Genomic DNA, 23,762 nt, shown 5'->3' with positions numbered 1-23,762 from the left:
TGTTTTTAAAACCCGGTTTTGTTTTTATCAACACGGAACAATCAGTTACATGTGTGACATTGATCACCAAACAAGTATGAAACAAAATTTCTTTTGTTCTTTTGTTACATTTGATGCGGATCAAGTTTTTCTGTCACACTCGCACCCTATAATCGACGGCGAAAGGTGTTCAATAAGGCATGCAATACCCCGAGTGGGGAATCTTGCGAAGATGAGTGGGGCTATAATCGTCACGCCTGTCGTTTTCCAGCAACGTCTTATTAAACATTTTTCAAAATCATCAGGAGATGACATCTATGGCAGTAACCAACCTGGCAGAACTGGATGCTCTGGTCGCCCGTGTGAAGGCAGCTCAACGCGAGTTCGCTACCTTCTCTCAGGAACAAGTCGACAAGATCTTCCGCGCCGCCGCTCTGGCCGCCAACAACGCCCGTATCCCGCTGGCTCAAATGGCTGTTGAAGAGTCTGGTATGGGTATCGTCGAAGACAAGGTTATCAAAAACCACTTCGCGTCCGAGTACATCTACAACAAGTACAAAGATGAGAAAACCTGCGGCATCCTGAGCGAAGACGACGAGTTCGGTACCGTCACCATCGCCGAGCCGGTCGGTATCATCTGTGGTATCGTTCCGACCACCAACCCAACCTCCACCGCAATCTTCAAGTCTCTGATTGCGCTGAAGACCCGTAACGCCATCATCTTCTCCCCGCACCCCCGCGCCAAGAACTCCACCAACGCCGCTGCCAAGCTGGTGCTGGATGCTGCGATTGCCGCCGGTGCCCCGGCTGACATCATCGGCTGGATTGACCAACCCTCTGTTGAGCTCTCCAACGCACTGATGAAGCACGGCGACATCAACCTGATCCTGGCCACCGGTGGCCCGGGCATGGTGAAGGCTGCTTACTCCTCCGGTAAGCCGGCCATCGGTGTAGGCGCCGGTAACGTGCCGGTGGTTATCGACGAAACCGCTGACGTGAAGCGTGCTGTAGCTTCCGTGCTGATGTCCAAGACCTTCGACAACGGTGTGGTCTGTGCGTCCGAGCAAGCGGTTATCGTGGTTGACGCCGTTTACGACCAGGTCAAAGAGCGTTTCGCCTCCCACAAGGGTTATGTCCTCTCCAAGGACGAAGCCGACAAGGTGCGCAAGGTTATCCTGATCAATGGCGCCCTCAACGCCAACATCGTCGGTCAGCCGGCGGTGAAGATCGCTGAAATGGCCGGTGTCACCGTGCCTGCCGATACCAAGATCCTGATCGGCGAAGGCGTGAAGATCTGTGAAGAGGAAGAGTTTGCTCACGAAAAACTCTCCCCGCTGCTCGGTATGTTCCGTGCCAAGTCCTTCGAAGAAGCCGTTGAAATGGCCTGCGCCATGGTTGACCTCGGCGGTATCGGCCACACTTCCGGCCTCTACACCGACCAGGACCAGAACGCTGATCGCGTGAAGTACTTCGGCGACAAGATGAAGACTGCACGTATCCTGATCAACACCCCGACCACTCACGGTGGTATCGGTGACCTGTACAACTTCGCGATGGCCCCGTCCCTGACGCTGGGTTGCGGCTCCTGGGGTGGTAACTCCATCTCCGAAAACGTGGGTCCCAAGCACCTGATCAACAAGAAGACTGTCGCTAAACGGGCTGAAAACATGCTGTGGCACAAACTTCCGAAATCTGTTTACTTCCGTCGTGGCTCCCTGCCGATCGCCCTGGGCGACCTGGAAGGCAAGAAGCGCGCTATGGTCGTGACTGACCGCTTCCTGTTCAACAACGGCTACGCCGACGAAGTGGTTCGTCTGCTCAAGGGCCTGAAGATGGAAGTGGAAGTGTTCTACGAAGTAGAAGCTGACCCGACCCTGACCATCGTTCGCAAGGGCGCTGAAGTGGCCAACTCCTTCAAGCCGGATGTGATTGTGGCGCTGGGTGGTGGTTCGCCGATGGACGCTGCCAAGATCATGTGGGTGATGTACGAGCATCCGGAGACCTCCTTCGAAGAGCTGGCCATGCGCTTCATGGATATCCGCAAGCGTATCTACAAGTTCCCGAAGATGGGCGTGAAGGCCGAACTGGTCTGCATCACCACCACCTCCGGTACCGGCTCTGAAGTGACCCCGTTCGCCGTTGTGACCGACGATGCCACTGGCGTGAAGTACCCGCTGGCTGACTACGAGCTGACCCCGAACATGGCCATCGTGGACGCCAACCTGGTTGCCAACATGCCGAAGTCCCTGTGTGCCTTCGGTGGTGTTGACGCCGTGACTCACGCCATGGAAGCCTATGTTTCCGTCCTGGCTAACGAGTACTCCGACGGTCAAGCCCTGCAAGCACTGAAGCTGCTCAAGGACTTCCTGCCGGCCAGCTACAAGAACGGCAAGAACGACATGATTGCCCGCGAGAAGGTACACAACGCAGCGACCATCGCCGGTATCGCGTTTGCCAACGCCTTCCTGGGTGTGTGCCACTCCATGGCTCACAAGCTGGGTGCCGAGTTCCACATCCCGCACGGCCTGGCTAACGCCCTGCTGATCAGCAACGTCATTCGCTACAACGCGAACGACAACCCGACCAAGCAGACTGCGTTCTCCCAGTACGACCGTCCGCAAGCTCGTCGTCGTTACGCCGAGGTGGCTGACCACCTGGGTCTGACTGCAGCCGGTGACCGCACTGCAGCCAAGATCGAGAAGCTGCTGACCTGGCTGGACGGCCTGAAGAAGGAGCTGGACATCCCGGCCTCCATCCGTGAAGCCGGTGTGCCGGAAGAGAAGTTCCTGGCTGCTGTCGACCATCTGGCCGTAGAAGCGTTCGATGACCAGTGCACTGGCGCCAACCCGCGCTACCCGCTGATCACCGAGCTCAAGCAAATCCTGCTCGACTCCTACTACGGTCGTGCCTACGTGGAAGGCGCTGCTGCCGAAGCCCCGAAGGCTGCCGACAAGGCTGAAAGCAAGAAGAAGGCCAAGGCCTAATCCTCCTTGCTTGCAAGATCAAAGCCCGCGCACAGCGCGGGCTTTTCTTTTGTGCTATCCCATTAACCTTGCTAGGTTTTATCTATCTGGCTAATGGGGATCAATATGGCACTCATTCAGGCATCCATCGAACAGCTCAAGGTGGGCCACTTTGTGCATCTACCTGGTGGTTGGCATAACCATCCGTTTATGTTCAATGCGTTCAAAATCAAGGATGACGATCAGCTCAACATTATTCGCCATCTTGATACCGCCATGTTGGTGATGGTCGACACCGATAAAAGTGATTTTCCGGTAGAGCCACTGATCAAGGGTGACATTGTCCCTCCCCCCCCAGTTGCCATGACGCCATTTGAGAGCCTAGCGCCCAGCTTCGACGAGAAAGCCTTCCGCCGCTCGGTACGCGCGGCTGAAAAACAGTTCAGCGAGTCGGTGGTGGAGCTGCGTGATGCGCTCGGTTCACTCAACCTCAAACCCGATGAAGGGCTCGCCAACACGGCCCAGATTGTGCGTAACGCTGCTGCCCAATTGGCGCTGCACGAAGGACCGTTGGGGCTGCATCTTATTCGCACGCCTCACAACGATACCCTGCTGCAGCACAGCCTGAATGTGGCTTATCTGTCGATGTTGATGGCCCGCGAAATGGGGATGAATCCGGTCGAGATTGAAGAGGTCGGGCTCGCCGGTCTGCTACATGATATCGGCGAGATAAAGGTTCCGACCCAGATCACCCAAAAACGCAGCGAGCTGAGCAAAGCTGAAACCAACTTCCTGCGCATGCACCCCCAATATGGGTTCGACATGCTTAACCAGCTCAATGCCTTTGAGCCAAAAATCCGCCAAGTGGCATTGCAGCATCATGAGCGCCTCGATGGTAGTGGTTATCCTAAAGCCCTCAAGGGCAAAGAGATCTCACCGCTGGCCCAGCTGATTGGACTGACTGACTACTACGATGAGTTACTGCACCCACGGCAAAGTGGCTTTCCCGCCCCGCCCAATCAGGTAGTCGGGCAGCTCTACAAACAATCAAAGGGCAAATTTTCGCCAGAGCAGGTGGGATTACTGATCAAGCTGCTAGGCATCTTCCCTCCGGGTTGCCTGGTACAACTTTCTGATGACAGCATGGCGCTGGTGCTTTCAACCGAGCCTACCGACACCATGAAGCCCAAGGTCCTCCCTTATGTCAAAGGGCAGCGACCTGAAGCCGTCGCCATGGTCGACTTGAAAGAAGATGGCCGCTCTATTCTCAAGGCGTTTCCCATGGAGGAGTTGGATGATGCCCAGCAGCAATTTTTCAGTCTGACCCGGCGCTTCTGTTATTACTTCGCCTTCTGAGTTATCCCCAGAAACTGGGGATAACTCACTGAACAACCCTGAATAATCCCTGACGATACAGCTTGAGCCAGGCTAATTGGGCGTCATCTGCCCAGTAATCAGCCTCTTACGCAGCTATCTGGTATGAAACCAGTTCCAAGCGTTACCCGAGCAGCGCCATTCCCCTCGCCCTTTCCTATTGACGATAAATTGTTCATCACGCCACCACGCGGCTTGAGCTGTCATCAGAATGCCACGAGATGCGGGCATCATGGGCATACGCCACGCATGGATGCAGGAGGAGAGGTGGAGTCGGAACTGGAATGCATATTGGGCAAGCGGCAGTTACAGATCCTGCTACAACCGATTGTGGATTGTCAGCAGCACGTCCCGCTTGGCTATGAAGCACTGGCTCGTGGGCCTGACCAGAGTCCGTTACACCTTCCCTCTTCGCTCTTTGCACTTGCCAAAGAACAAGGCCGACAACATGAGCTGGAGCTACTTTGTCTCGATCTCGCCATGCAGCACTTTTGCTCGCAGCATCTCCCAGGCCGGTTGTTTGCCAACCTCTCGCCCAGCGTGTTGCTGGCTGTCGGTCACCAACCCCTGCTGGCCCTGTGTCGCCAACATGGCTTGGCGCCCGCAAGCCTGGTGCTGGAGCTAACCGAATATGAGCGCATTGATGCGCTGCCTGCGCTGCTTATCGAGCTGGCGGCGCTCAAGCAAGCTGGCGTTGCCATTGCCATCGACGATCTGGGCAGTGGTCACTCCGGACTGCTGCTGTGGTCTGCACTCAGACCTGAGTTCATCAAACTCGATATCCATTTCACCAGCGGACTGGATCAGGACTTAACCAAGCGCCAGTTTGTCACCACCCTGCACGATCTCGCCTGCCAGCTCGGCTGCACCTTGATAAGTGAAGGTGTCGAACGCGAGGCTGAGCTCAAAGCCCTGCGCCAAATTGGTGTGCGCTACTGCCAGGGATATTTACTGGGCCGACCGAGCAAGCGCCCAACCATCTTGTTCGATACCCGCCGCGATCCTGCCTTCAGCCCGCAACTTTCCGGAAATCGGGTCGGTAAATTGGCTCAGTCAGTGCCAACGCTGACACCGGAGATGCGCGCTGAAGAGATCCTGGCACTGTTCAAACAATCACCGCAGTTTGGCTGTTTTCCGGTGCTCGATAGCCAGCAGCGTCCTCTGGGTATCGTGCGGCGTCAATCCTTGCTGGCCCGCCTTGCCGATCGCTTCGGGTATTCGCTCTATGCCAAAGCACCGGCCAACAAGTTGATGGACACGCCGATTTTGGTCGAAGCCAATCAGAGTCTCATTGAGGTCAGCCAACACTTGGTCGACAGTAACAGCGACGAGATGGAGGCCTGGTTTGTGATCTGCCAACAAGGCACGTATGTGGGCATGGGTCGGGTGCGGGAATTGATGCGCCGCCTCACCCACTACAAGTTGCAGGTTGCTCGCCACGCCAATCCGCTCACCCTGCTGCCGGGCAACGTTCCGATCCAGCAGGCGATGACTCGCGCCATGCAGCGTGCCAGACCGTTTTGGCTCGCCTATTGCGACCTCAACCACTTCAAGCCCTTTAACGATGTATGTGGCTATGACCGAGGCGATCAGATGATCAAACTGGTGGCCCGTTTGCTACGAAAAGTATTTGAGGCCCAGGGCGCTTTTATCGGCCATCTGGGGGGCGATGATTTTATTCTGATTGGCGAGAGCCCGCAGTGGGAGAGCTTGCTCTGTGAGGTGCAGCAGGCATTTCGCAGCCTGCGCACCGAGTGCTATCGCCAACAGGATATCGAGCGCGGCCACATTGTGGCCCTGGATCGGGATGGCCAGGAGCGTACGTTTGATTTGGTGGATCTGGCCATCGGCGCCATCAGCTGGCATCCCGAATGTGGCATGACTCAAAGCCAGCTCAGTGAGCAGCTGACCCAGGCCAAGAAACAGGCCAAGGCCGCCGAGGGGCATCTCTGGTATGAGACTCTGCGTCCCTCTTGCATCTGCGCCTAAGGTAAAACGGACAAAAAACAAAAGGCAGCCGCTTGGCTGCCTTTTGCCTTCCTTTTGCATGAGTGCTCTTAGAGCGTCGCAGCAACTTCGTCCGAGATGGAGCCGTTGTGGTACACCTCTTGAACGTCGTCCAGATCTTCGAGCATGTCGACCAGACGCATCAGCTTGGGTGCGCTCTCGGCGTCGAGCTCGGCCTCGGTCGAGGGGATCATGGTGACTTCAGCGTTCTCTGCCTTGAAACCAGCGGCTTCCAGAGCGTCAAGCACGATACCGAAATCGTTCGGGGTGGTGTACACCTCGATGGTGTCATCGCCTTCGCTCAACACGTCTTCGGCACCGGCTTCGAGAGCGGCATCCATCAGGGCATCTTCGTCAGCACCGACGTAGGTCAGCACACCTTTCTTGCTGAACAGGTAGGAGACCGAGCCGTCAGTACCCAGGTTACCACCGCTCTTGCTGAAGGCATGGCGCACTTCAGCCACGGTACGGTTACGGTTGTCGGTCAGGCACTCCACCATCACGGCAGTACCGGCCGGGCCGTAGCCTTCATAAATGATGGTTTCGAGTTGCTCACCATCACCACCGCCGGCGCCACGGGCAATGGCGCGGTTGACGGTGTCGCGGGTCATGTTATTGGACAGAGCGGCTGCCACCGCGGCACGCAGGCGCGGGTTGTTGGCAGGGTCGGCATCACCAATGCGAGCCGACGTGGTGATTTCACGGATCAGCTTGGTGAAAATCTTGCCGCGCTTGGCGTCCTGAGCCGCCTTACGGTGTTTGATGTTGGCCCATTTACTGTGACCTGCCATAAAAACTCTCCGTTATACTCTTTGAATTTCAATAAGTTAACCGTTCAGTATCACTGAACGGGCCGCGCAATGCGCGGCCTCATGCCTTACTCGTCGGCAGCAACGGTGCTGGCAATCGCCAGTTCACTCATTTGCGCCGGGTTGGCAAAACTCGGGGCATCGGTCATCAGACAGGCAGCCGCCGTGGTTTTCGGGAAAGCAATCACGTCGCGAATGTTCTCGGTGCCGGTCAGCAGCATGCTGAGGCGGTCAAGACCAAACGCCAGACCGGCGTGCGGCGGAGTGCCGTACTTCAGGGCGTCAAGCAGGAAGCCGAACTTCTGACGCTGTTCATCCGGGGTGATACCCAGGATGTCAAACACGGTGGATTGCATCTCGCTGTTGTGAATACGTACCGAGCCACCGCCGACTTCGTAGCCGTTGATCACCATATCGTAAGCGTTGGCGTAAGCACCCAGCGGGTTGGCTTTCAGCTCGCTCGGGCTCATATCACGCGCCGAGGTGAAGGGGTGGTGCATGGCAGCCAGACCGCCTTCACCATCTTCTTCAAACATCGGGAAGTCGATGACCCACAGCGGCTTCCAGCTCTGCTCGAGCAGACCCAGATCGCGGCCCACCTTCAGACGCAGGGCACCCAGTGCATCACAAACCACCTTCTTGCTATCAGCGCCAAAGAAGATGATGTCGCCATCGGTGGCACCGGTACGGGCCAGAATTTCACGCACGATCGCATCGGTCAGGAACTTGGCCACCGGCGATTGTACGCCTTCGATACCGTTGGCGGCGCTGTTGACCTTCATCCAGGCCAGCCCCTTGGCGCCATAGATACCGACAAACTTGGTGTATTCGTCGATTTGCTTGCGAGAAAGCTCGCTGCCGCCCGGCACCTTCAGCGCAGCAACGCGACCCTTCGGATCGTTGGCCGGGCCGGAGAATACGGCGAACTCAACCGCAGTGAGCAGATCTGCCACATCGACTAGCTCCATCGGCAGACGCAGGTCCGGCTTGTCGGAGCCGTAGCGACGCATCGCTTCATCGAAGGTCATGATCGGGAAATCGCCAAGATCGACGTTCAGGATGTGCAGCCAGAGCTTGCGAATCATCTCTTCCATCACCTCACGCACTTGCGGCGCGGTCATGAAGGAGGTCTCCACGTCGATCTGGGTGAACTCCGGCTGACGGTCGGCACGCAGGTCTTCGTCGCGGAAGCACTTGACGATCTGATAGTAGCGATCAAAGCCGGACATCATCAGCAGCTGCTTGAACAGTTGCGGTGACTGCGGCAGCGCATAGAACTTGCCCTTGTGCACACGGCTCGGCACCAGATAGTCACGGGCACCTTCCGGTGTGGCCTTGGTCAGCATCGGGGTTTCGATATCAAGGAAACCGTGCTCGTCCATAAAGCGGCGCACAAAGGCACTGGCCTTGGCGCGCGTTTTGAGGAAACGGGCCATCTCGGGGCGACGCAGATCCAGATAGCGATATTTGAGGCTGATCTCTTCGCTGTTGACCTGGTTAAAGTCCAGCGGCAGCGGCTCGGCGCGGTTGATAATGGTCAGCTCGTGGCCAAACACTTCAATGGCACCGGTCGCCATGTCGGCGTTGCGCTGGGACTCCGGACGCAGACGGACCATCCCCTTGACCTGGATGCAGAATTCGCCACGCAGCTCAGAAGCCAGTGTGAACGCTTCCGGCTTGTCCGGGTCGAAGAATACCTGCACGAGCCCTTCACGGTCGCGCATGTCGATAAAGATCAAACCACCCAGATCACGGCGGCGATGTACCCAGCCACAAAGAGTAACGGTCTGCCCTTCATGGGCCTCATTGACCTGTCCGCAGTAGTGTGTGCGCATGGACTTCTTCCTTCGAATAATGAAAGACGGTTAACCTTGAGCCGCCGGGCACGACTGGCAAGCACCGTCTGATTCACAGCTGGCCAGATTCTTTTTCTTGCCCGGTTTGAAATCGGTCTCGTACCACCCCGATCCCTTGAGCCGGAAGCCGGCGGCGGAGATCAGCTTGACCAGTGCTGATTGTTGACAAGATGGGCTGTCGGTCAGGGGGGTATCGGATAGCTTTTGCAATTTAGCCAATTCATGGCCGCAGTTATCGCAACGATATTCGTAGATAGGCATGGGTCACAAGAATTTGGTTAACAAAGGCGGAGTATTATAGAGGAAAAGCGCAGGCTGGGTAAAATGGCCCGATGCATTCACTGGCGCGTTATTGTCACTATGCCTATCTATCTCGGTCTTCCCCAATGGAGTCACCCCGCCTGGCCCGGCACATTGCTGGGTGTAGGTAGCAAACCGGCCGAGCATTTGGCCGATTATGCCAAGGTGTTCAACGCCATTGAGGGCAACACCACCTTCTACGCCAGCCCAACGCCCGACACCGTGCTGCGCTGGCGCGATGCCACCAGTGATGGGTTTCGCTTTACGTTCAAGTTTCCCCAGACCATCAGCCACCAGAGTGATCTGCTAGGGGTTGATAGTGCCGTTTCGGCCTTTATCAACCTGCTGGCGCCGCTGCACGACCGGCTCGGGCTGCTTAAACTGCAGTTGCCCACACGCTTTGGCCCGGCGGGTTTACCAAGGCTCGAAGCCTTCTTGTCACGCCTGCCGAGCGGGTTTTCCTATGCGCTGGAGGTGCGCCATGCCGAGTTTTTTGCCAAGGGAGATGCCGAGCGCGCCTTGAACCGGTTGCTGATAGAGCGGGCCGTTAATCGCATCATGCTCGACAGTCGGCCACTGTTCTCGGTAGCCGCCACCACTCGGGCTCTGATGGATGCGCAGGGGAAAAAACCACAACTGCCCGTGCATGTGCTGGCTACGGCCCAGGCGCCAGTAGTGCGCTTTATCGGCCTGCCGGTGGTGAGTGACAATCTGCCGTTTCTGCAAAGCTGGCTGCCCCGCTGGCAGCAGTGGCTTGGCGAGGGCAAAGATCTCTATCTGTTCATCCACACCGCTGACAACGCCCAGGCACCGGAGCTGGCCCGCCAGATTGCATTGGCGCTCGGTCACCCTCTACCTGCCTTTATCGGAGAAAACGATTGCGCAAGGCAGGGCCAGCTCGACTTGGGAGCGGGTGCCACGGTGGGCCACTTTTTTTAATGTGAGCGGGGTCACCTCTCAAGACAAACGCACACCAATCCTCTACACTAGCGCCTCGTTAACCCATTCTGAACCTGGCTTGAACCCAAGTCAGGTCGATTAGCGCACCATAACAGGTTTTGGGTTGCCATTCTGGCCAGCATCTAGGCTGTTAGGGTGACAATCAGGTTGCACGACATGCATTCCAAAGATCAGATATTTGCCGCTCCAATCGCCCAGCTGGGTGACTTCTGCTTTGACGAACAGGTCGCCGAAGTCTTTCCCGACATGATTGAGCGTTCCATTCCCGGCTACAGCAACATCGTCGCTGCCATCGGTATGATGGCGGCGCGTTATGCCAAGCCGCATACCCGCCTGTTTGATCTCGGCTGCTCGATAGGCGCTGCGACGCAGTCGATGCGTCGTCATGTGTCGGCCGAGGGGTGCACCATCACCGCCGTGGATCTCTCTGCTGCGATGATCAAGCGTGCCCGCCAGCATCTGGCTGCCTATAAAGGGCTGCCGGTCGAGCTGGTGGAAGGGGATATCTGCGATACCCCGATCGAGAACGCCTCGGTCGTGGTGCTCAACTTTACCCTGCAGTTTGTCGATCCCGAGCGCCGTCTGGCACTGCTCAAGCGCATCCATGATGGCCTGCAGCCCGGCGGGTTGCTGGTGCTGAGCGAAAAATTCCGCTTTGAAGATGGCAACATCAATGAGCTACTCATCGACCTGCATCTCGACTTCAAGCGGGCCAATGGCTACAGCGAGCTTGAGATCAGCCAAAAGCGCACCGCCCTTGAAAACGTGATGCGTACCGATTCGATAGCGATTCATAAAGCACGACTGGCAGAAGCCGGTTTTGCCCATGTGGATCTCTGGTTCCAGTGTTTCAACTTCGGCTCTTTGGTAGCCATCAAGCAGCCATGATCGACTTTGCCAACTTTTACCAGCTGATTGCCAAAAACCGGCTCAGCCACTGGCTACACACCCTGCCGGCGCAGCTGCACACCTGGCGCCATGACAACCAGCACGGCGACCTGCCGCGCTGGGAACGCGTGCTGACCAAATTGCCTTATTCGGCACATGGCACCATCGATCTCCACCATGGCGTGATAATCGGTGATGCGCAGAGCCTCGGCGAATCAGAGCGCAAGAAATGCGAAAGCCTGCTGCGCCAGCTGATGCCGTGGCGTAAGGGCCCGTTTCATCTGCACGGCATTCATATCGATACCGAGTGGCGATCCGATTGGAAGTGGGATCGGGTGCACCCCCACATCAGCCCACTGGAAGGACGCTATGTGCTGGATGTAGGCTGCGGCAGCGGCTATCACCTCTGGCGCATGGTCGGAGCTGGCGCCAAGCTGGCGGTCGGCATCGATCCGAGCCCGCTGTTTCTCTGCCAATTCGAGGCCATCCGCCATTTTCTCGGTGGCAGTCAACGTGCTCATCTACTACCACTCGGGATTCAAGAGCTGCCAGCGCTACGCGCCTTTGATACCGTCTTCTCCATGGGGGTGCTCTATCACCGCAAATCCCCCATCGAGCATATTGAACAGCTGCGCGATCAGCTGCGTGATGACGGTGAGCTGGTGCTCGAGACGCTGGTGATCGATGGCGGCGAGAATGATGTGCTGATGCCGGCCGATCGCTACGGCAAGATGCGCAATGTATGGTTTATTCCCTCCAGCGTTGCCCTTAAACGCTGGGTGGAGCGATGCGGCTTTACTGATGTCCGCATTGTTGATGAAAATATGACCAGCACCGACGAGCAGCGTCGTACCGACTGGATGATCAATGAGTCCTTGAGTGACTACCTCGATCCGGTCAACCCGCAGCTCACGGTGGAAGGATATCCGGCACCCAAGCGGGCAGTTCTGCTTGCCCGCAAGGCCAGAGACTAGCCGTTGCCTGTATTGAAAGATACACTGACCCCATTCCAGGAAGCCCATTCAAATGAAGCACATGAACAGCACACTTAAAGGAATGACCCTGCTTTCGATGTTCACCCTGGGCGGGTGTGTTGCCCCCAACCACAAGGTGGAGACAGCACCGGCAGCCTCGTTGGCTGACATCAAGAATGAATTGTCGCTGAGCGAACAGCGCGTGCAGTCCGGCCTGTCGCTGCAACAAAAACAGCTTATCCAGCAACAATCTGATTTGATTGTAAAATTGACTAATGACCTCAAGCAGATGAAAGAGACCGTCAACAAGATGGACGACAAGCTTGAAACCCTGCCCAAAGAGCCGCCCAAGCCGCAGGTGATTCCGCCGCAAAAATGCCCTGTCCCGCAGCAAGGCCATGCGATGGATGGCAAGTTGATGGTGGGTGAAGCCGAGTGGATCTGGGTGGATGCCGCTAACGATGCATTCCAGGCGCGGGTAGATACCGGTGCCACCACCTCCTCCATCAGTGCCCAGGACATCACCATTTTCGAGCGTAATGGCAAGAACTGGGTGCGTTTCTTCCTGAGCCACCAGAACAGCGAAGATCGTATCCAGATCGAAGCGCCGCTGGTGCGTCATGTGCGGGTTCGTCAGGCCTCGGCCGATGAGCTGGACCGCCGTCCGGTGGTGCGCCTGACCGTGCGTCTGGGTGACATGACCGAGAAGTCCGAATTTACTCTGAAAGACCGTAGCGACATGGCCTTCCCCGTGCTGCTGGGCCGCGAATTCCTTAAAGACATCGCCGTGGTCGACGTGGCCCGCGAATATATCCAACCCAAACCGCAGCTCAAGGATGTAAAGTAATCCATGGTTTCGCGCAAGCCGTTCTATCTGCTGGTGGCCCTGCTCTATCTGGTAGGCCTTGGTACCACCATTTATCATCACTTTGCCCTTGATGTGCCGTTCACACCGGGTGAAAAACGCCAGATCTGGTCTATCGAGTCCAAGCTGGAGTTTGATGCGACCGGCGAACCGGTGATCGCTTCACTGGCGATTCCCGGTACCCAGCAGGGTTTCACCCTGATGAACGAGAACGCCGCGAGCCCGGGTTACGGCCTCTCTTTTGTGGAAAAGAATGGTGATGCCCGCGCCGAGTGGTCGATCCGCTCTGCCACCGGCCGCCAGGAGCTCTACTATCGCGCTGACATGATGGCCGACGCCTATGCCAAGCCCTCATCGCAACCGACGCCACCGGCCATCGAAAAAGAGATCGAGAGTGAGCCCTATGCCACTGCCATGGCCCAGATCCTGGACCGTGCCAAGGAGCGCTCCGCCGATGCCTTCACCCTCACCCGTGAAATCATCAAGGAGATGGACAACCAGAACCAGAATGCCGAGCTGCTGAAAAACCACAAGCGCCGCGCCAATCTGATTGCCCAGCTGCTCAATAATGCCGATGTACCTGCCCGTGTGGTGCATGCCCTCAAGCTTGAGGATGGTCGCCGTCGTCAGGAGTTGGTGGATTACCTGCAAGTCTTCAATGGCAAGGACGTGCAACTGTTTGACCCCAAGACCGGTCAACAGGGCCAACCGTCCAACCTGCTTTTGTGGGAGTACAATTCCGGCTCGCTGATCGACGTCACCGGCGGCCACAACTCCCGTGTTACCTTCTCGATGATCGAGCAAGAGCAGCCGGTGAGCGTGGCGCTGGCCAAGAAGTATGACAAGTCTGACTGGCTCAACTTCTCCATCCACAGCCTGCCGCTCGAAGAGCAAACCCTGTTCAAGGGTCTGCTGCTGATCCCGATCGGCGTGCTGATGGTGGTGTTCTTGCGCGTGCTGGTCGGTATCAAGACCTCCGGTACCTTTATGCCGGTGCTGATTGCGCTGGCCTTTATCCAGACCCAGCTGATTACCGGTCTGGTCGGCTTCCTGCTGATTGTCGGCACCGGTCTGATTATTCGCTCTTACCTGTCACGACTTAACTTGCTACTGGTGGCACGGATATCGGCAGTCATCATCATGGTTATCTCGATGATCGGGATCTTCTCGGCGCTGGCGTTCAAGCTGGGGCTGACCGACGGTATGAAGATCACCTTCTTCCCGATGATCATCCTCTCGTGGACCATCGAGCGGATGTCAATTCTGTGGGAAGAAGAGGGTCCGAAGGAAGTGGTCAAGCAAGGCGGCGGCTCGCTGCTGGTTGCGTCACTCGCTTACCTCGCCATGGATAACGAACTGATTCGCCACCTGACCTTCAACTTCCTGGGTCTGCAACTGGCGCTGATGGCGACCGTATTGCTGATGGGTAACTACACCGGCTATAAGCTCAGCGAGCTCAAGCGCTTCAAACCGCTGGTCGATGAGATGAATGCCTCCCGCCACGGCGACAAGGACAAGCACTAAGATGTGGTTCTGGGAAAAGTACACCTGGCCCTGGAAGCTCGGCGAAGCGGGCATCCTGGGCATGAACAAGCGGAACCACTCCTATATCAGCCGCTACAATCCGCGCAGCAACTACCCGCTGGTGGATGACAAGCTCAAGACCAAGCGCATCGCACTGGATGCCGGCGTGACGGTGCCGAAACTGATCGGCACCATCCGCGAGCAGCACGAAGTGAACAAGATTGCCGAGATGGTCAAAGAGTGGCCGGGCTTTTGTATCAAACCGGCACGCGGCTCGGGTGGCAAGGGGATCCTGGTGATTCTGCGCCACGCCGACGGGCTCTACTACAAGCCCAATGGCAACGCTGAAACGGTGCAGGATCTCGAGCGCCACGTCTCCAACATCCTGGCCGGTCTTTACTCCCTCGGGGGCAAGCCGGACAAGGTGTTGGTGGAAGATCTCATCAACTTCGACGACGTGTTCGACGGTTACTCGTTTGAAGGGGTGCCTGACTCGCGGGTTATTATCTTCAAGGGTTTCCCGGTGATGGCCATGATGCGTCTGTCCACCTCGGCCTCGGACGGCAAGGCCAACTTGCACCAAGGCGCCGTGGGGGTAGGTTTGTGCCTGCGCACCGGCCGCGCTCTGCGCGCCGTGCAGTTTGGTCAGCCCATCCGCTACCATCCTGATACCGGCCTCGATCTCTATGAGCTCAAGGTGCCTCACTGGGACACCATGCTGGCGCTGGCTTCCTCCTGCTACGAGATGTCGGGGCTGGGCTATATCGGTACCGACATGGTGCTCGACAAGTATCGCGGCCCCATGCTGCTGGAGCTAAACGCCCGTCCGGGTTTGGCGATTCAGATTGCCAACGGCCGCGGTTTGCTACCCAACCTCAAGGCGGTGGAAAAACTGGGCAACTCCAAGATGACCCCGCCCCAGCGGGTAGCCTACGCCAAGGAGCACTTTGGCGTGTTCGATGTCGAGTAATAATATGTTGCGACAAAAAGGAGACCAAATGGTCTCCTTTTTACTTTTATTCCTCTGCGGCCCGAGTAAGTAAAACCCAATTATCCTTTCTGATACCTTTCATTATAGGCCTCTCATCACTTTCCCTCTTCGGGATCTATTGATGCTATTCACACCATAAATTCAGCTGTAATGGCAGCAAAAGAGCCTCGTTTTTGCCATAAAAATGGCTGAAATTACTGCTTCATCAGCATTTCACTTGATTCAACATGCAAAACCATCGACAGTGACCCGAGAAACTTCACTCTGCAAGGGTTGTGCTACCATCGATTAACAATCCGTCATCTCTGTGATGATGTGTTCATCTGGCCCAGCACACGATGTCTGTATTGTGAATGATCTTTCGGAGCGTCCCGTCATGTTCAGTCTCGACATCAAGACCGTGTTCGTCATGGTCATCATGATCAGCTTTTCCCTTGCGCTGGCCATCGGCTGGATAGCCAAGGACGATCGCGACGGTTTGCGCTCGTTTGCCCTGGCCCTGTGTGCCCATGGTGTTGGCTATATGCTGTTGGCGATGCGAGGTGCCATTGCCGACTGGATCTCCATCATCGTTGCCAACACCATTATTGGCCTGTCGCACTCCCTGTTTCTGCTTGCAGTGAGTCGTTTTCGCGAGATGCGCTGCCCAGCCTCATGGCTGCTTGCCCCACCGGTGCTGGTTGCCATCGGCTTTGCCTTTTCGATGGATAACATTCAGCACCGCATCGTGATCGCCAACGGCATTTTTGCCGCACAAAACCTTTTGATTAACTACCGCCTGCTCGCTGCACGCTTTGACTCGCCCATTCGGGGACGCAACCTGATGGCATGCGGCATCAGCGTGATTATCCTCATGCTAATCACCCGCTGTTATGCGGCAATCGTTCATCCGGATTCACTCAATGGGGCATTTCAGTCCTCCACTGTGCAGCGAGTCACCTACCTGCTGGTTTTCGTCGTGATCGTGTTGGTCACGATCGGATTTTTGATGATGACCAAAGAGCGCTCCGATGCCCGCTTGCTCAATACGGCCCTGCGCGATCACCTTACCGGCTGCTGGAACCGCATTTACCTTGAAGAGGTGGTGGCCAGGGAGATAGCCCAGTTACAACGTAATGGACACCCTGCCACGGTGATCCTGTTTGATCTGGACCATTTTAAGAAGATCAACGATCACTACGGTCATGATGGCGGAGATCGGGTGCTGCGTGAATTTATCCGTGTGTTGGCACCGCAACTACGCGATACCGATATCCTGGGCCGCTGGGGCGGTGAAGAGTTTCTGGCCATTTTGCCCATGACCGGATTGACTGAGGCGTTGGCGATAGCCGAGCGATTGCGCCAGCACGTCGCCGCCCATCCATTTGCTATCGGACGCACGGTCACGGTGAGTGTGGGTGTCGCGGCGTGTCTCTCTACCGACAGTTGGGCCGAGTGGTTTCAACGTGCCGATACCGCGCTCTATCACGCGAAGGAGAGTGGTCGTAATCAGGTTTGCGCCGATGGGATCGCCTTCACTCAGAGGCCAGGGGCGATGGAAAAAAGCTGGGTCTACCAGCTGGTCTGGCGCGATGCCTATCTGTGTGGCGACGCGCAGATTGATGAACAGCACCGCAACTTGTTTGTGAGTGCCAACCGGTTACTGGCCTTGGATAATCAGCAACATGCCGGCGTCATTGCTGCCATGTTGGAGTTCATTGACATGGTCCGCCATCACTTCACCGATGAAGAGGCATTGCTGAAACAACTCGACCTCGAGATGGCGCAGCTGCATGGAAACATTCATCGCAATTTACTCGAGCGGGCCGATCATCTGCTCAGTCAATACCGCAGCAGTCATATTGATGTCGCGGCCATCTTCCATTTTGTTATCCATGAACTGTTTACTCAGCACATCTTGCTCGACGATCACAAGTTCACAGAAAACCTGCAGCGCCATCTGGTTAACGCATCCAGCCCCACCGTGATGTCATCAGCTCAGAATTAAACATCGAGCGCGCCGATTGAGCGAAACGTGCGCCAGGGCAAGTTGTTTTGCAGGACAGCGCCATTTGATTGATGTTAGCTTAGGTATTATTGAACCATCCCTGCTCACCCAATCGGTTTTTCCTATGCAACGTTGGCCCAGTCTCAAGCAGCTGCACTATCTGGTGGCGCTCGACGAACACAAGAATTTCAATCGCGCAGCCAAGGCGTGCCATGTCAGCCAGTCCACCTTAAGCACCGGGATTCAGAATCTCGAAGAGATGATGAACCTGCAGCTGGTCGAGCGTGACCACAAGAGCTTTATCATGACGCCTATTGGGCTCGAGATTGTGGAGCGGGCCCGTCACCTGCTCTCCGATGCCCGCGACATGATGGAGCTTGGGCAGAATCAGGGCGGCGTGATGCAAGGCTCTATCCGCCTTGGCTGCATTCCCACCATTGCCCCCTTCCTGCTAAGCCGACTGGTCAAATCCTGCAGTCACACCTATCCCGAGCTTGAGCTGCTGCTACGCGAAGACACCACCGCTAATTTGCTCAAACTGCTCGAGCACGGTGAGCTGGATCTGTTGATCCTGGCGCTACCCATTGATGTGGGCGGTTTTCACTGCAAGTCGGTGGGAGAAGATCCGTTCAAGATGGTGATGCGCCGCGAGCTGGCGGCCACCCTGCACACCCCGTTTGATTACCGTGAGTTACCCAATCAGAGCATATTCCTGCTCGAACGTGAGCACTGCCTGACCGAGCACGCCCTAAGCGCCTGTCAACTGCGCGACAAAGACAAGATCAACCCGTTTGCCGCTACCAGCCTGCATACGCTGGTCGAGATGGTCGGTGCCGGACTGGGTACCACCTTTTTGCCACAGATGGCCATTGATGCCGGCATCCTCAACAACACCGACCTGATTGCCCTCCCCCCACCCGGTGAACAGGCGTCACGGGAGATTGGTCTGGTGTGGAGACCGAGTACCACCCGGGTCCAGACCTTCTACAAAATTGCCGAGCTGCTGCGCACTCTGGTTTGCCCCAAAGCCGCAGACGCACAATAAGAAGAGGCCACCCGAAGGTGGCCTCAACATTGATACAGTCTAACGATTCACTTAATCACGGGCAGAGGCCATCTCCCCCTCTGCCGAGCGCTGCGGCAGCACCAGGTTGAGCAGGATGGCAGCAATTGAGGCCAGACCGACACCGGCCAGGGCAAAGTCACCGATCTTCATCTCCAGCGAACCGATACCGACTGTCAGGGTAATGGCCACGATGGCGATGTTGCGTGACAGGCCCAGATCGACCTTGGCTTCAATCAGGGTCTTAAGACCGATGGCCGCGATCGATCCGAACAGCAACAGCATGATACCGCCCATCACCGGCATCGGTATGGAGGTAAGCAGGGCGTTAAACTTGCCAAAGAAGGCCAGGATGATGGCGAACACCGCCGCCCAGGTCATGGTGACCGGGTTGAAGTTGCGAGTGATCATCACAGCGCCAGTCACTTCGGCATAGGTGGTCACAGGAGGGCCACCAATCAGGCCGGCAAAGCAGACGCCGAGGCCGTCACCGGCCAGAGTGCGGTGCAGGCCCGGATTCTTGGTGTAATCCTGACCGGTCACACCACCGATGGCCAGCACACCGCCGATGTGTTCAATACACGGCGCAATCGCCACCGGCAGCATAAAGAGCGCGGCGGCCCAGTTCACCTCGGGCGTCACAAAGTGGGGCATCGCCAGCCAGGCGGCATTCACCAGCCCATCAAAATTGACCTGTCCCATCAGTACGGCGCTGACATAGCCGGCAATTACACCACACAGGATCGGAATCAGTTTGACCCAGCCACGGCAGAACACGGCAGCAATCAGGGTCACCGCCAGCGAGATACCGGCCAAGGAGAGGGAGGTGGAGAGCGGGATCACCTGCTGGCCACCGGCACGGCCCATGGCCATATTACAAGCCACCTGAGCGACCGACAGACCGATGACCATGATGACAGGACCAATCACCACCGGCGGCAACAGGCGGTTTACCAGCCCCATGCCACGCACCCGGATAGTCGCCGACAGGATGAAATACATAAAACCTGCGGCAAACAGGCCAAACATGGTGGAGGGCAATCCCCAGGTCTGGGTGGCGTAAATGATAGGGGCGATAAAAGCGAAGCTGGAGCCCAGAAAGATGGGCACTTGGCGGCGAGTGCAGAGCTGGAACAGCAGGGTGCCAACACCGGCACCAAGTAACGCCATCGAGGGGTTGAGCCCGGTCAGGAGCGGTACCAGCACCATGGCGCCAAAGGCTACAAACAGGATCTGCAGGCCCGCGATGCTTTGCTTGATTGAGGAAAACATGGTTATCCTTAGGATTTTTGTCGCTAGTGGCTAAAACTGGCACTTTTATGGCGACTCAGGAACTTCCATTGACAACAAAGCGCGCTAGCTTGGCTACTTCGTTATCAGATCCTGCTTGTGGGGGGCATTAAACCGAAAATTAGAGGGGGTTCGTTGCTTCAAGCATCGAGAACGCGATTTTACGCACATATGTTAAGGCTGGCAATCGCTTTTCATCGCCGCTTTTTTGCAAGGAAGTCTAAACGGGAGTGTAATGACCACAAAAAGGCATCACTTGAGGCTATTTATAACTCACTTTGGAAGAGCATGCCGACTCACTGTTAACCCTAAGTGGATAACGATATATAGACCCCAGACGATGATACGTATCATTTATCAATGATGCGTCCATAAGGTTATGAAATATTTAAAATTTAGCTGAATTATCCCGCTAGTCAGGCGATTCGGGCCGGTTAGAATGCATCTATTTTTAAGCAATCTCATAGGGATATCTGATGCAGGCATGGTTAGCGCACTTTTCTCTACGCCGTTTCACCGCTTCGGCGCTCATTTTCATCATTTCAACTCTTATTATCTCCAACCTGATACAAGATGAAATGGTGTCTAATATCAAAGACATAAATAAAAACACCGAATCAATAAACCAAAAATATGAGCAACTTCAGGAACTTCGTTATCATACCACGCAGATCCAGCAGTTTTTAACTGACGCATCACTCACTGGGGACAGTGATGCCATCAATGAAGCCAATGCCCATGTTGCGGCGGCCAATTCATTACTACCCACCTTGTCAGACCTGGCGCCCATACTGACTCCCTTACTGAACCAGCAAAGCCAAACTGGTCAACAGATGGTTGCCGCCTACCAGCACGAAGGGAAGAGTGCCGGGGATGCGGTGATGAAACGAAGCGGTGATGGCTTTGATGATCTTTCTGCCAGGATTGCCGAGCAGGTCGCAGGCGCCCTCACGGCGCAACAACAGCTGCGCAGCCGTAACCTTGCCCAAGCCGATGAATTGCAAAAGCAGCTGCAAACCCGCACCGTCCTGCTGGCAGTGGCAACCGGAGCGCTGATCCTGCTCATTTTGCTGGCACTGGTCAGTAAAGTGATGACACCATTGACTCGCCTGTCAGCCAATCTCGACAACCTCAACCGCGGCAACAAGGATCTGGCGTTTCGCCTGCCAGTTGTGGGCCATGACGAGTTCAGCCATGTGGCGCGCAGCTTTAACACCTTCATCGATCAGATTGATCACCTGATAGCTACGGTGCAAAGCGTTTCTGGGCACAATATACGTCACGTCATGACTCTGCAGCAGCAGATGACCCAGACCCGCCACGGCATGACCGAGGTGCAAACCAACGCCGATGCGCTAGCCACCGCCATGACCGAGATGGCCAGCACAGTGCAGGAGATTGCCCGTAATACCGGCGAAGCTCGCAATGATACCGGCCGCGCTCAGCACGAGGCCGAAGCAGGTCAGGCGCGCGTCGCCGAAACCGTCACCTTGATTCATGAGGTGGCCAAAGAGATTGGCGAAGCGGCCGAGACCATCAACCGTCTGGAGCAGGAGAGTGGCCAGATCGGCGATATCCTCAGCGTCATCCGCACTATCTCTGATCAAACCAATCTGCTGGCGTTAAACGCCGCCATTGAGGCAGCCCGTGCCGGTGAGGCTGGCCGTGGTTTTGCCGTGGTTGCCGACGAAGTGCGCCAGCTCGCCACACGGACCCAAAGTGCCACGGTTGAAATTCAGCAAAAGATTGAGCAGTTGCAGTCACGCACCCATCAAGCGGTGAGCACCATGCACGAGACTAATCGCTTGAGTGAACAGGCGGTTGAACAAGCAACCGTGGCCGGGGCCACGCTACAGGCCATTGTCAGCATGGTGGATCACCTGACCTCGCTCAATACCCAGATTGCCACCGCCGCCGAGCAGCAATTTTTGGTCGCCGAAGAGACCAGCCGTCACGTCACTCAAGTGGCCGATATTGCCCACCACACGTTGTCGCTGGCCGAGCACAGTATTCGCCAGATCAGCGATGTCGAGCAGGAGAGTCAGAAGATTCAAACCCTGGCTGCCGAGTTTCGGGTATCACGCTGATAGTGAAAAGGCTGCCCGCAGGCAGCCTTGCTTCTTTATAAGAGTTGCCGTCACACCTTGCGATAAGGTAGGTAGACCGGCTCCCACATGTGGCTGTGAATATGCTGTTCCAGATCCTGACCAATCAGGGGATGGGTCGGTTGCCGGCGCACAATGTCCTTGAGCACAGCCGTCGCCACCTGGACCGAGATGGAGCGCAGGTCGCGGATCGGTGGATAGACAGTCCCTAGCGCCAGATCCTCATCCTGCACACACTCAGCGAGCGCAAAGGCAGCGGTCGTGAACATGTCCGGCGTGATCTCGCTAACCTGACTGACAATCGATGCCAATCCCACACCCGGGAAGATAAACACGTTATTGCCCTGGCCAATGCGTACCGAGCGACCATTATGCTCCACCGGAGCAAACGGACTGCCGGTTGCAACAATGGCCTTACCGTCACTCCAGCGGTAGATATCCTCGGGCAGCGCCTCGCAATTGGCGGTCGGGTTGGAGAGCGGGAACACCATGGGCCGTTCGCTGTGCGAAAGCATCAGGCGGATATGCTCCTCTTTAAAAGCGCCCCCCGAGCCACTGGTACCCAGCAGCACAGTGATAGGAACCTTACGCAGCACGTCGGTCAGGCTGGCCTTACCCGGCTCTTCGGTCTGCCAGTCATTGAGCATGGTGCCCGGTTTGGCATAACGGCGCTTGTACTCATCGAGTGACTCGCGATTGTCAAACACCAACCCCTGGGTATCGAGGATATAAATTCGATCGCGCGCCGCTTGCGGATCGAGCCCTTCACGGATCATGCCGGCACAGATCTGGTCGGCGACGCCAACCCCGCCAGCGCCAGCCCCGTAGACCAGATAACGCTGCTCGGACAGGGTTTCCCCCTTGGCCTTGACCGCGCCGATGATACCGGCCAACACCACGGCGCCGGTGCCCTGAATATCATCGTTAAACGAGGGCAGCGACTTTTGGTAATGCTCCAGGTTGTTGAACGCATTGGACTTACTGAAATCTTCCCACTGCAGCACGGCATTGGGGAAATGGCGCTTCACCCCTTGTACGAACTTGTCGATGAACTCCTCATACTCCTTGCCACGCATCCGCTTGTGCGGCTGACCGAGGTACATGGGATCATCGAGCAGTTTCTGGTTATCGGTGCCCACATCGAGCGCAATCGGCAGGCAGCAAGCGGGGTGAATACCGGCCGCCAGGGTATAGAGCGCCAGTTTACCGATGGGGATCCCCATCCCGCCCACCCCCTGATCGCCAATACCCAGAATCCCCTGGCTGTCGGTGACCACGATGATGCGAATGGATTTGGCGTCGAAGTGACGGGCCTGGCTGGCCATGTCATCGACGTTTTGCGGCGTAATATAGAGTCCGCGCGGTTTTTGGAAGCGGTGGCTGAACTCCTGGCACGCCTTGCCCACGGTCGGGGTGTAGATATAAGGCGTCATCTCTTCGACGTGACGCGACAGCAGGGCATAGAAGAGGGTTTCATTTCTGTCCTGCAGCGCGCGCAGGTTCTGGTATTTCTCGATATCACTGCCGGCACTCTTGAAGCCTTCATAAACCCGCTCTAACTGGGCTTCAAACGTTTGTACTTGGGGCGGCAGCAACCCCTCCAGATCGAAATCGGCGCGTTCCTGCTCGGTAAAGGCGGTACCTTTGTTCAGAAAACGGTTGTTGAGAAGATCCGTCCCCGTCAGGGAAACCGGGCGAAACGCACTCCCTTCTGCATCTTTCCAGAGCAGATATTGTCCAGTTGCCATAGTCATTCTCTTGTTGCGGTGAAACAGGGGCAATCATGCCCGAAGAGCAAGAGTGATAATGAAATCAACTATATGACGT

The 23,762-nt window shown here is 56.4% G+C and carries 17 protein-coding genes; 12 read left to right on the top strand and 5 right to left on the bottom strand.

All coding sequences use genetic code 11. From position 1 onward, the window contains the following. Positions 1-287: 287 nt before the first annotated feature. From adhE to BW958_RS01085, 3 genes are all read left to right on the top strand, one after another. Positions 288-2,963, top strand: a complete 2,676-nt coding sequence (gene adhE / locus BW958_RS01095; protein WP_076573500.1) for a bifunctional acetaldehyde-CoA/alcohol dehydrogenase — start codon at positions 288-290, stop codon at positions 2,961-2,963. A gap of 105 nt (positions 2,964-3,068) precedes the next feature. After that, complete coding sequence (locus BW958_RS01090; protein WP_076573498.1) at positions 3,069-4,298, top strand: HD-GYP domain-containing protein; 1,230 nt, start codon at positions 3,069-3,071, stop codon at positions 4,296-4,298. A 285-nt stretch (positions 4,299-4,583) separates the two neighbouring features. Further along, entirely contained in the window at positions 4,584-6,305 is a 1,722-nt protein-coding gene (locus BW958_RS01085) for a bifunctional diguanylate cyclase/phosphodiesterase (RefSeq protein WP_179078799.1), read from the top strand. 68 nt (positions 6,306-6,373) lie between these two features. Here BW958_RS01085 and BW958_RS01080 read toward each other — a convergent pair whose 3' ends face one another. The 3 genes from BW958_RS01080 to BW958_RS01070 all read right to left on the bottom strand — a co-directional run bounded on the left by BW958_RS01080 (position 6,374) and on the right by BW958_RS01070 (position 9,249). Then, positions 6,374-7,114, bottom strand: a complete 741-nt coding sequence (locus BW958_RS01080; protein ID WP_076573494.1) for a YebC/PmpR family DNA-binding transcriptional regulator — start codon at positions 7,112-7,114, stop codon at positions 6,374-6,376. Positions 7,115-7,200: 86 nt separating this feature from the next. Next, positions 7,201-8,967 carry an aspartate--tRNA ligase gene (gene aspS / locus BW958_RS01075; RefSeq protein ID WP_076573492.1) on the bottom strand — a complete coding sequence of 589 codons (1,767 nt, stop codon included), beginning with the start codon at positions 8,965-8,967 and terminating at the stop codon, positions 7,201-7,203. Between the two features lie 30 nt (positions 8,968-8,997). Next, positions 8,998-9,249: an FmdB family zinc ribbon protein gene (locus tag BW958_RS01070; RefSeq protein WP_076573490.1), complete on the bottom strand. Its 252-nt coding sequence runs from the start codon at positions 9,247-9,249 to the stop codon at positions 8,998-9,000. A gap of 99 nt (positions 9,250-9,348) precedes the next feature. On the opposite strand from BW958_RS01070, the gene BW958_RS01065 reads away from it, so the two are divergent. The 8 genes from BW958_RS01065 (at position 9,349) to BW958_RS01030 (ending at position 18,522) form a co-directional block, all read left to right on the top strand. Further along, positions 9,349-10,227, top strand: a complete 879-nt coding sequence (locus BW958_RS01065) for a DUF72 domain-containing protein (protein WP_076574070.1) — start codon at positions 9,349-9,351, stop codon at positions 10,225-10,227. Between the two features lie 177 nt (positions 10,228-10,404). Next, positions 10,405-11,136, top strand: coding sequence for a carboxy-S-adenosyl-L-methionine synthase CmoA (cmoA, locus tag BW958_RS01060; RefSeq protein WP_076573488.1), 732 nt, complete (start codon positions 10,405-10,407; stop codon positions 11,134-11,136). Then, a complete protein-coding gene (gene cmoB / locus BW958_RS01055) occupies positions 11,133-12,110 on the top strand; it encodes a tRNA 5-methoxyuridine(34)/uridine 5-oxyacetic acid(34) synthase CmoB (protein ID WP_076573486.1) in 978 nt (325 codons plus the stop codon). The genes cmoA and cmoB overlap by 4 nt, the downstream gene beginning before the upstream one ends. A gap of 52 nt (positions 12,111-12,162) precedes the next feature. Then, positions 12,163-12,957, top strand: coding sequence for an ATP-dependent zinc protease family protein (locus tag BW958_RS01050; RefSeq protein ID WP_076573484.1), 795 nt, complete (start codon positions 12,163-12,165; stop codon positions 12,955-12,957). 3 nt (positions 12,958-12,960) lie between these two features. Next, the gene (locus tag BW958_RS01045; protein WP_076573482.1) at positions 12,961-14,499 is read left to right on the top strand and encodes an inactive transglutaminase family protein; all 1,539 of its coding nucleotides are present in this window, start codon (positions 12,961-12,963) and stop codon (positions 14,497-14,499) included. A 1-nt stretch (position 14,500) separates the two neighbouring features. Continuing rightward, complete coding sequence (locus tag BW958_RS01040) at positions 14,501-15,469, top strand: alpha-L-glutamate ligase-like protein (protein ID WP_076573480.1); 969 nt, start codon at positions 14,501-14,503, stop codon at positions 15,467-15,469. Positions 15,470-15,866: 397 nt separating this feature from the next. After that, positions 15,867-17,477, top strand: coding sequence for a diguanylate cyclase (locus BW958_RS01035; RefSeq protein ID WP_076573478.1), 1,611 nt, complete (start codon positions 15,867-15,869; stop codon positions 17,475-17,477). A gap of 124 nt (positions 17,478-17,601) precedes the next feature. Then, positions 17,602-18,522 (top strand): hydrogen peroxide-inducible genes activator, encoded by a 921-nt coding sequence (locus BW958_RS01030; protein ID WP_076573476.1) that lies wholly within the window; start codon positions 17,602-17,604, stop codon positions 18,520-18,522. A gap of 51 nt (positions 18,523-18,573) precedes the next feature. Here BW958_RS01030 and BW958_RS01025 read toward each other — a convergent pair whose 3' ends face one another. Then, the gene (locus BW958_RS01025) at positions 18,574-19,812 is read right to left on the bottom strand and encodes a uracil-xanthine permease family protein (protein ID WP_076573474.1); all 1,239 of its coding nucleotides are present in this window, start codon (positions 19,810-19,812) and stop codon (positions 18,574-18,576) included. An 899-nt stretch (positions 19,813-20,711) separates the two neighbouring features. On the opposite strand from BW958_RS01025, the gene BW958_RS01020 reads away from it, so the two are divergent. After that, the gene (locus tag BW958_RS01020; protein ID WP_179078798.1) at positions 20,712-21,917 is read left to right on the top strand and encodes a methyl-accepting chemotaxis protein; all 1,206 of its coding nucleotides are present in this window, start codon (positions 20,712-20,714) and stop codon (positions 21,915-21,917) included. A gap of 50 nt (positions 21,918-21,967) precedes the next feature. On the opposite strand, the gene BW958_RS01015 is transcribed toward BW958_RS01020, so the two are convergent. Then, positions 21,968-23,683 carry an NAD-dependent malic enzyme gene (locus tag BW958_RS01015; protein WP_076573470.1) on the bottom strand — a complete coding sequence of 572 codons (1,716 nt, stop codon included), beginning with the start codon at positions 23,681-23,683 and terminating at the stop codon, positions 21,968-21,970. Between the last annotated feature and the right edge of the window lie 79 nt (positions 23,684-23,762).

Source organism: Aeromonas sp. RU39B (assembly GCF_900156095.1).
GTDB lineage: Bacteria > Pseudomonadota > Gammaproteobacteria > Enterobacterales > Aeromonadaceae > Aeromonas.
This window is presented reverse-complemented; position numbering and strand designations above follow the sequence as displayed.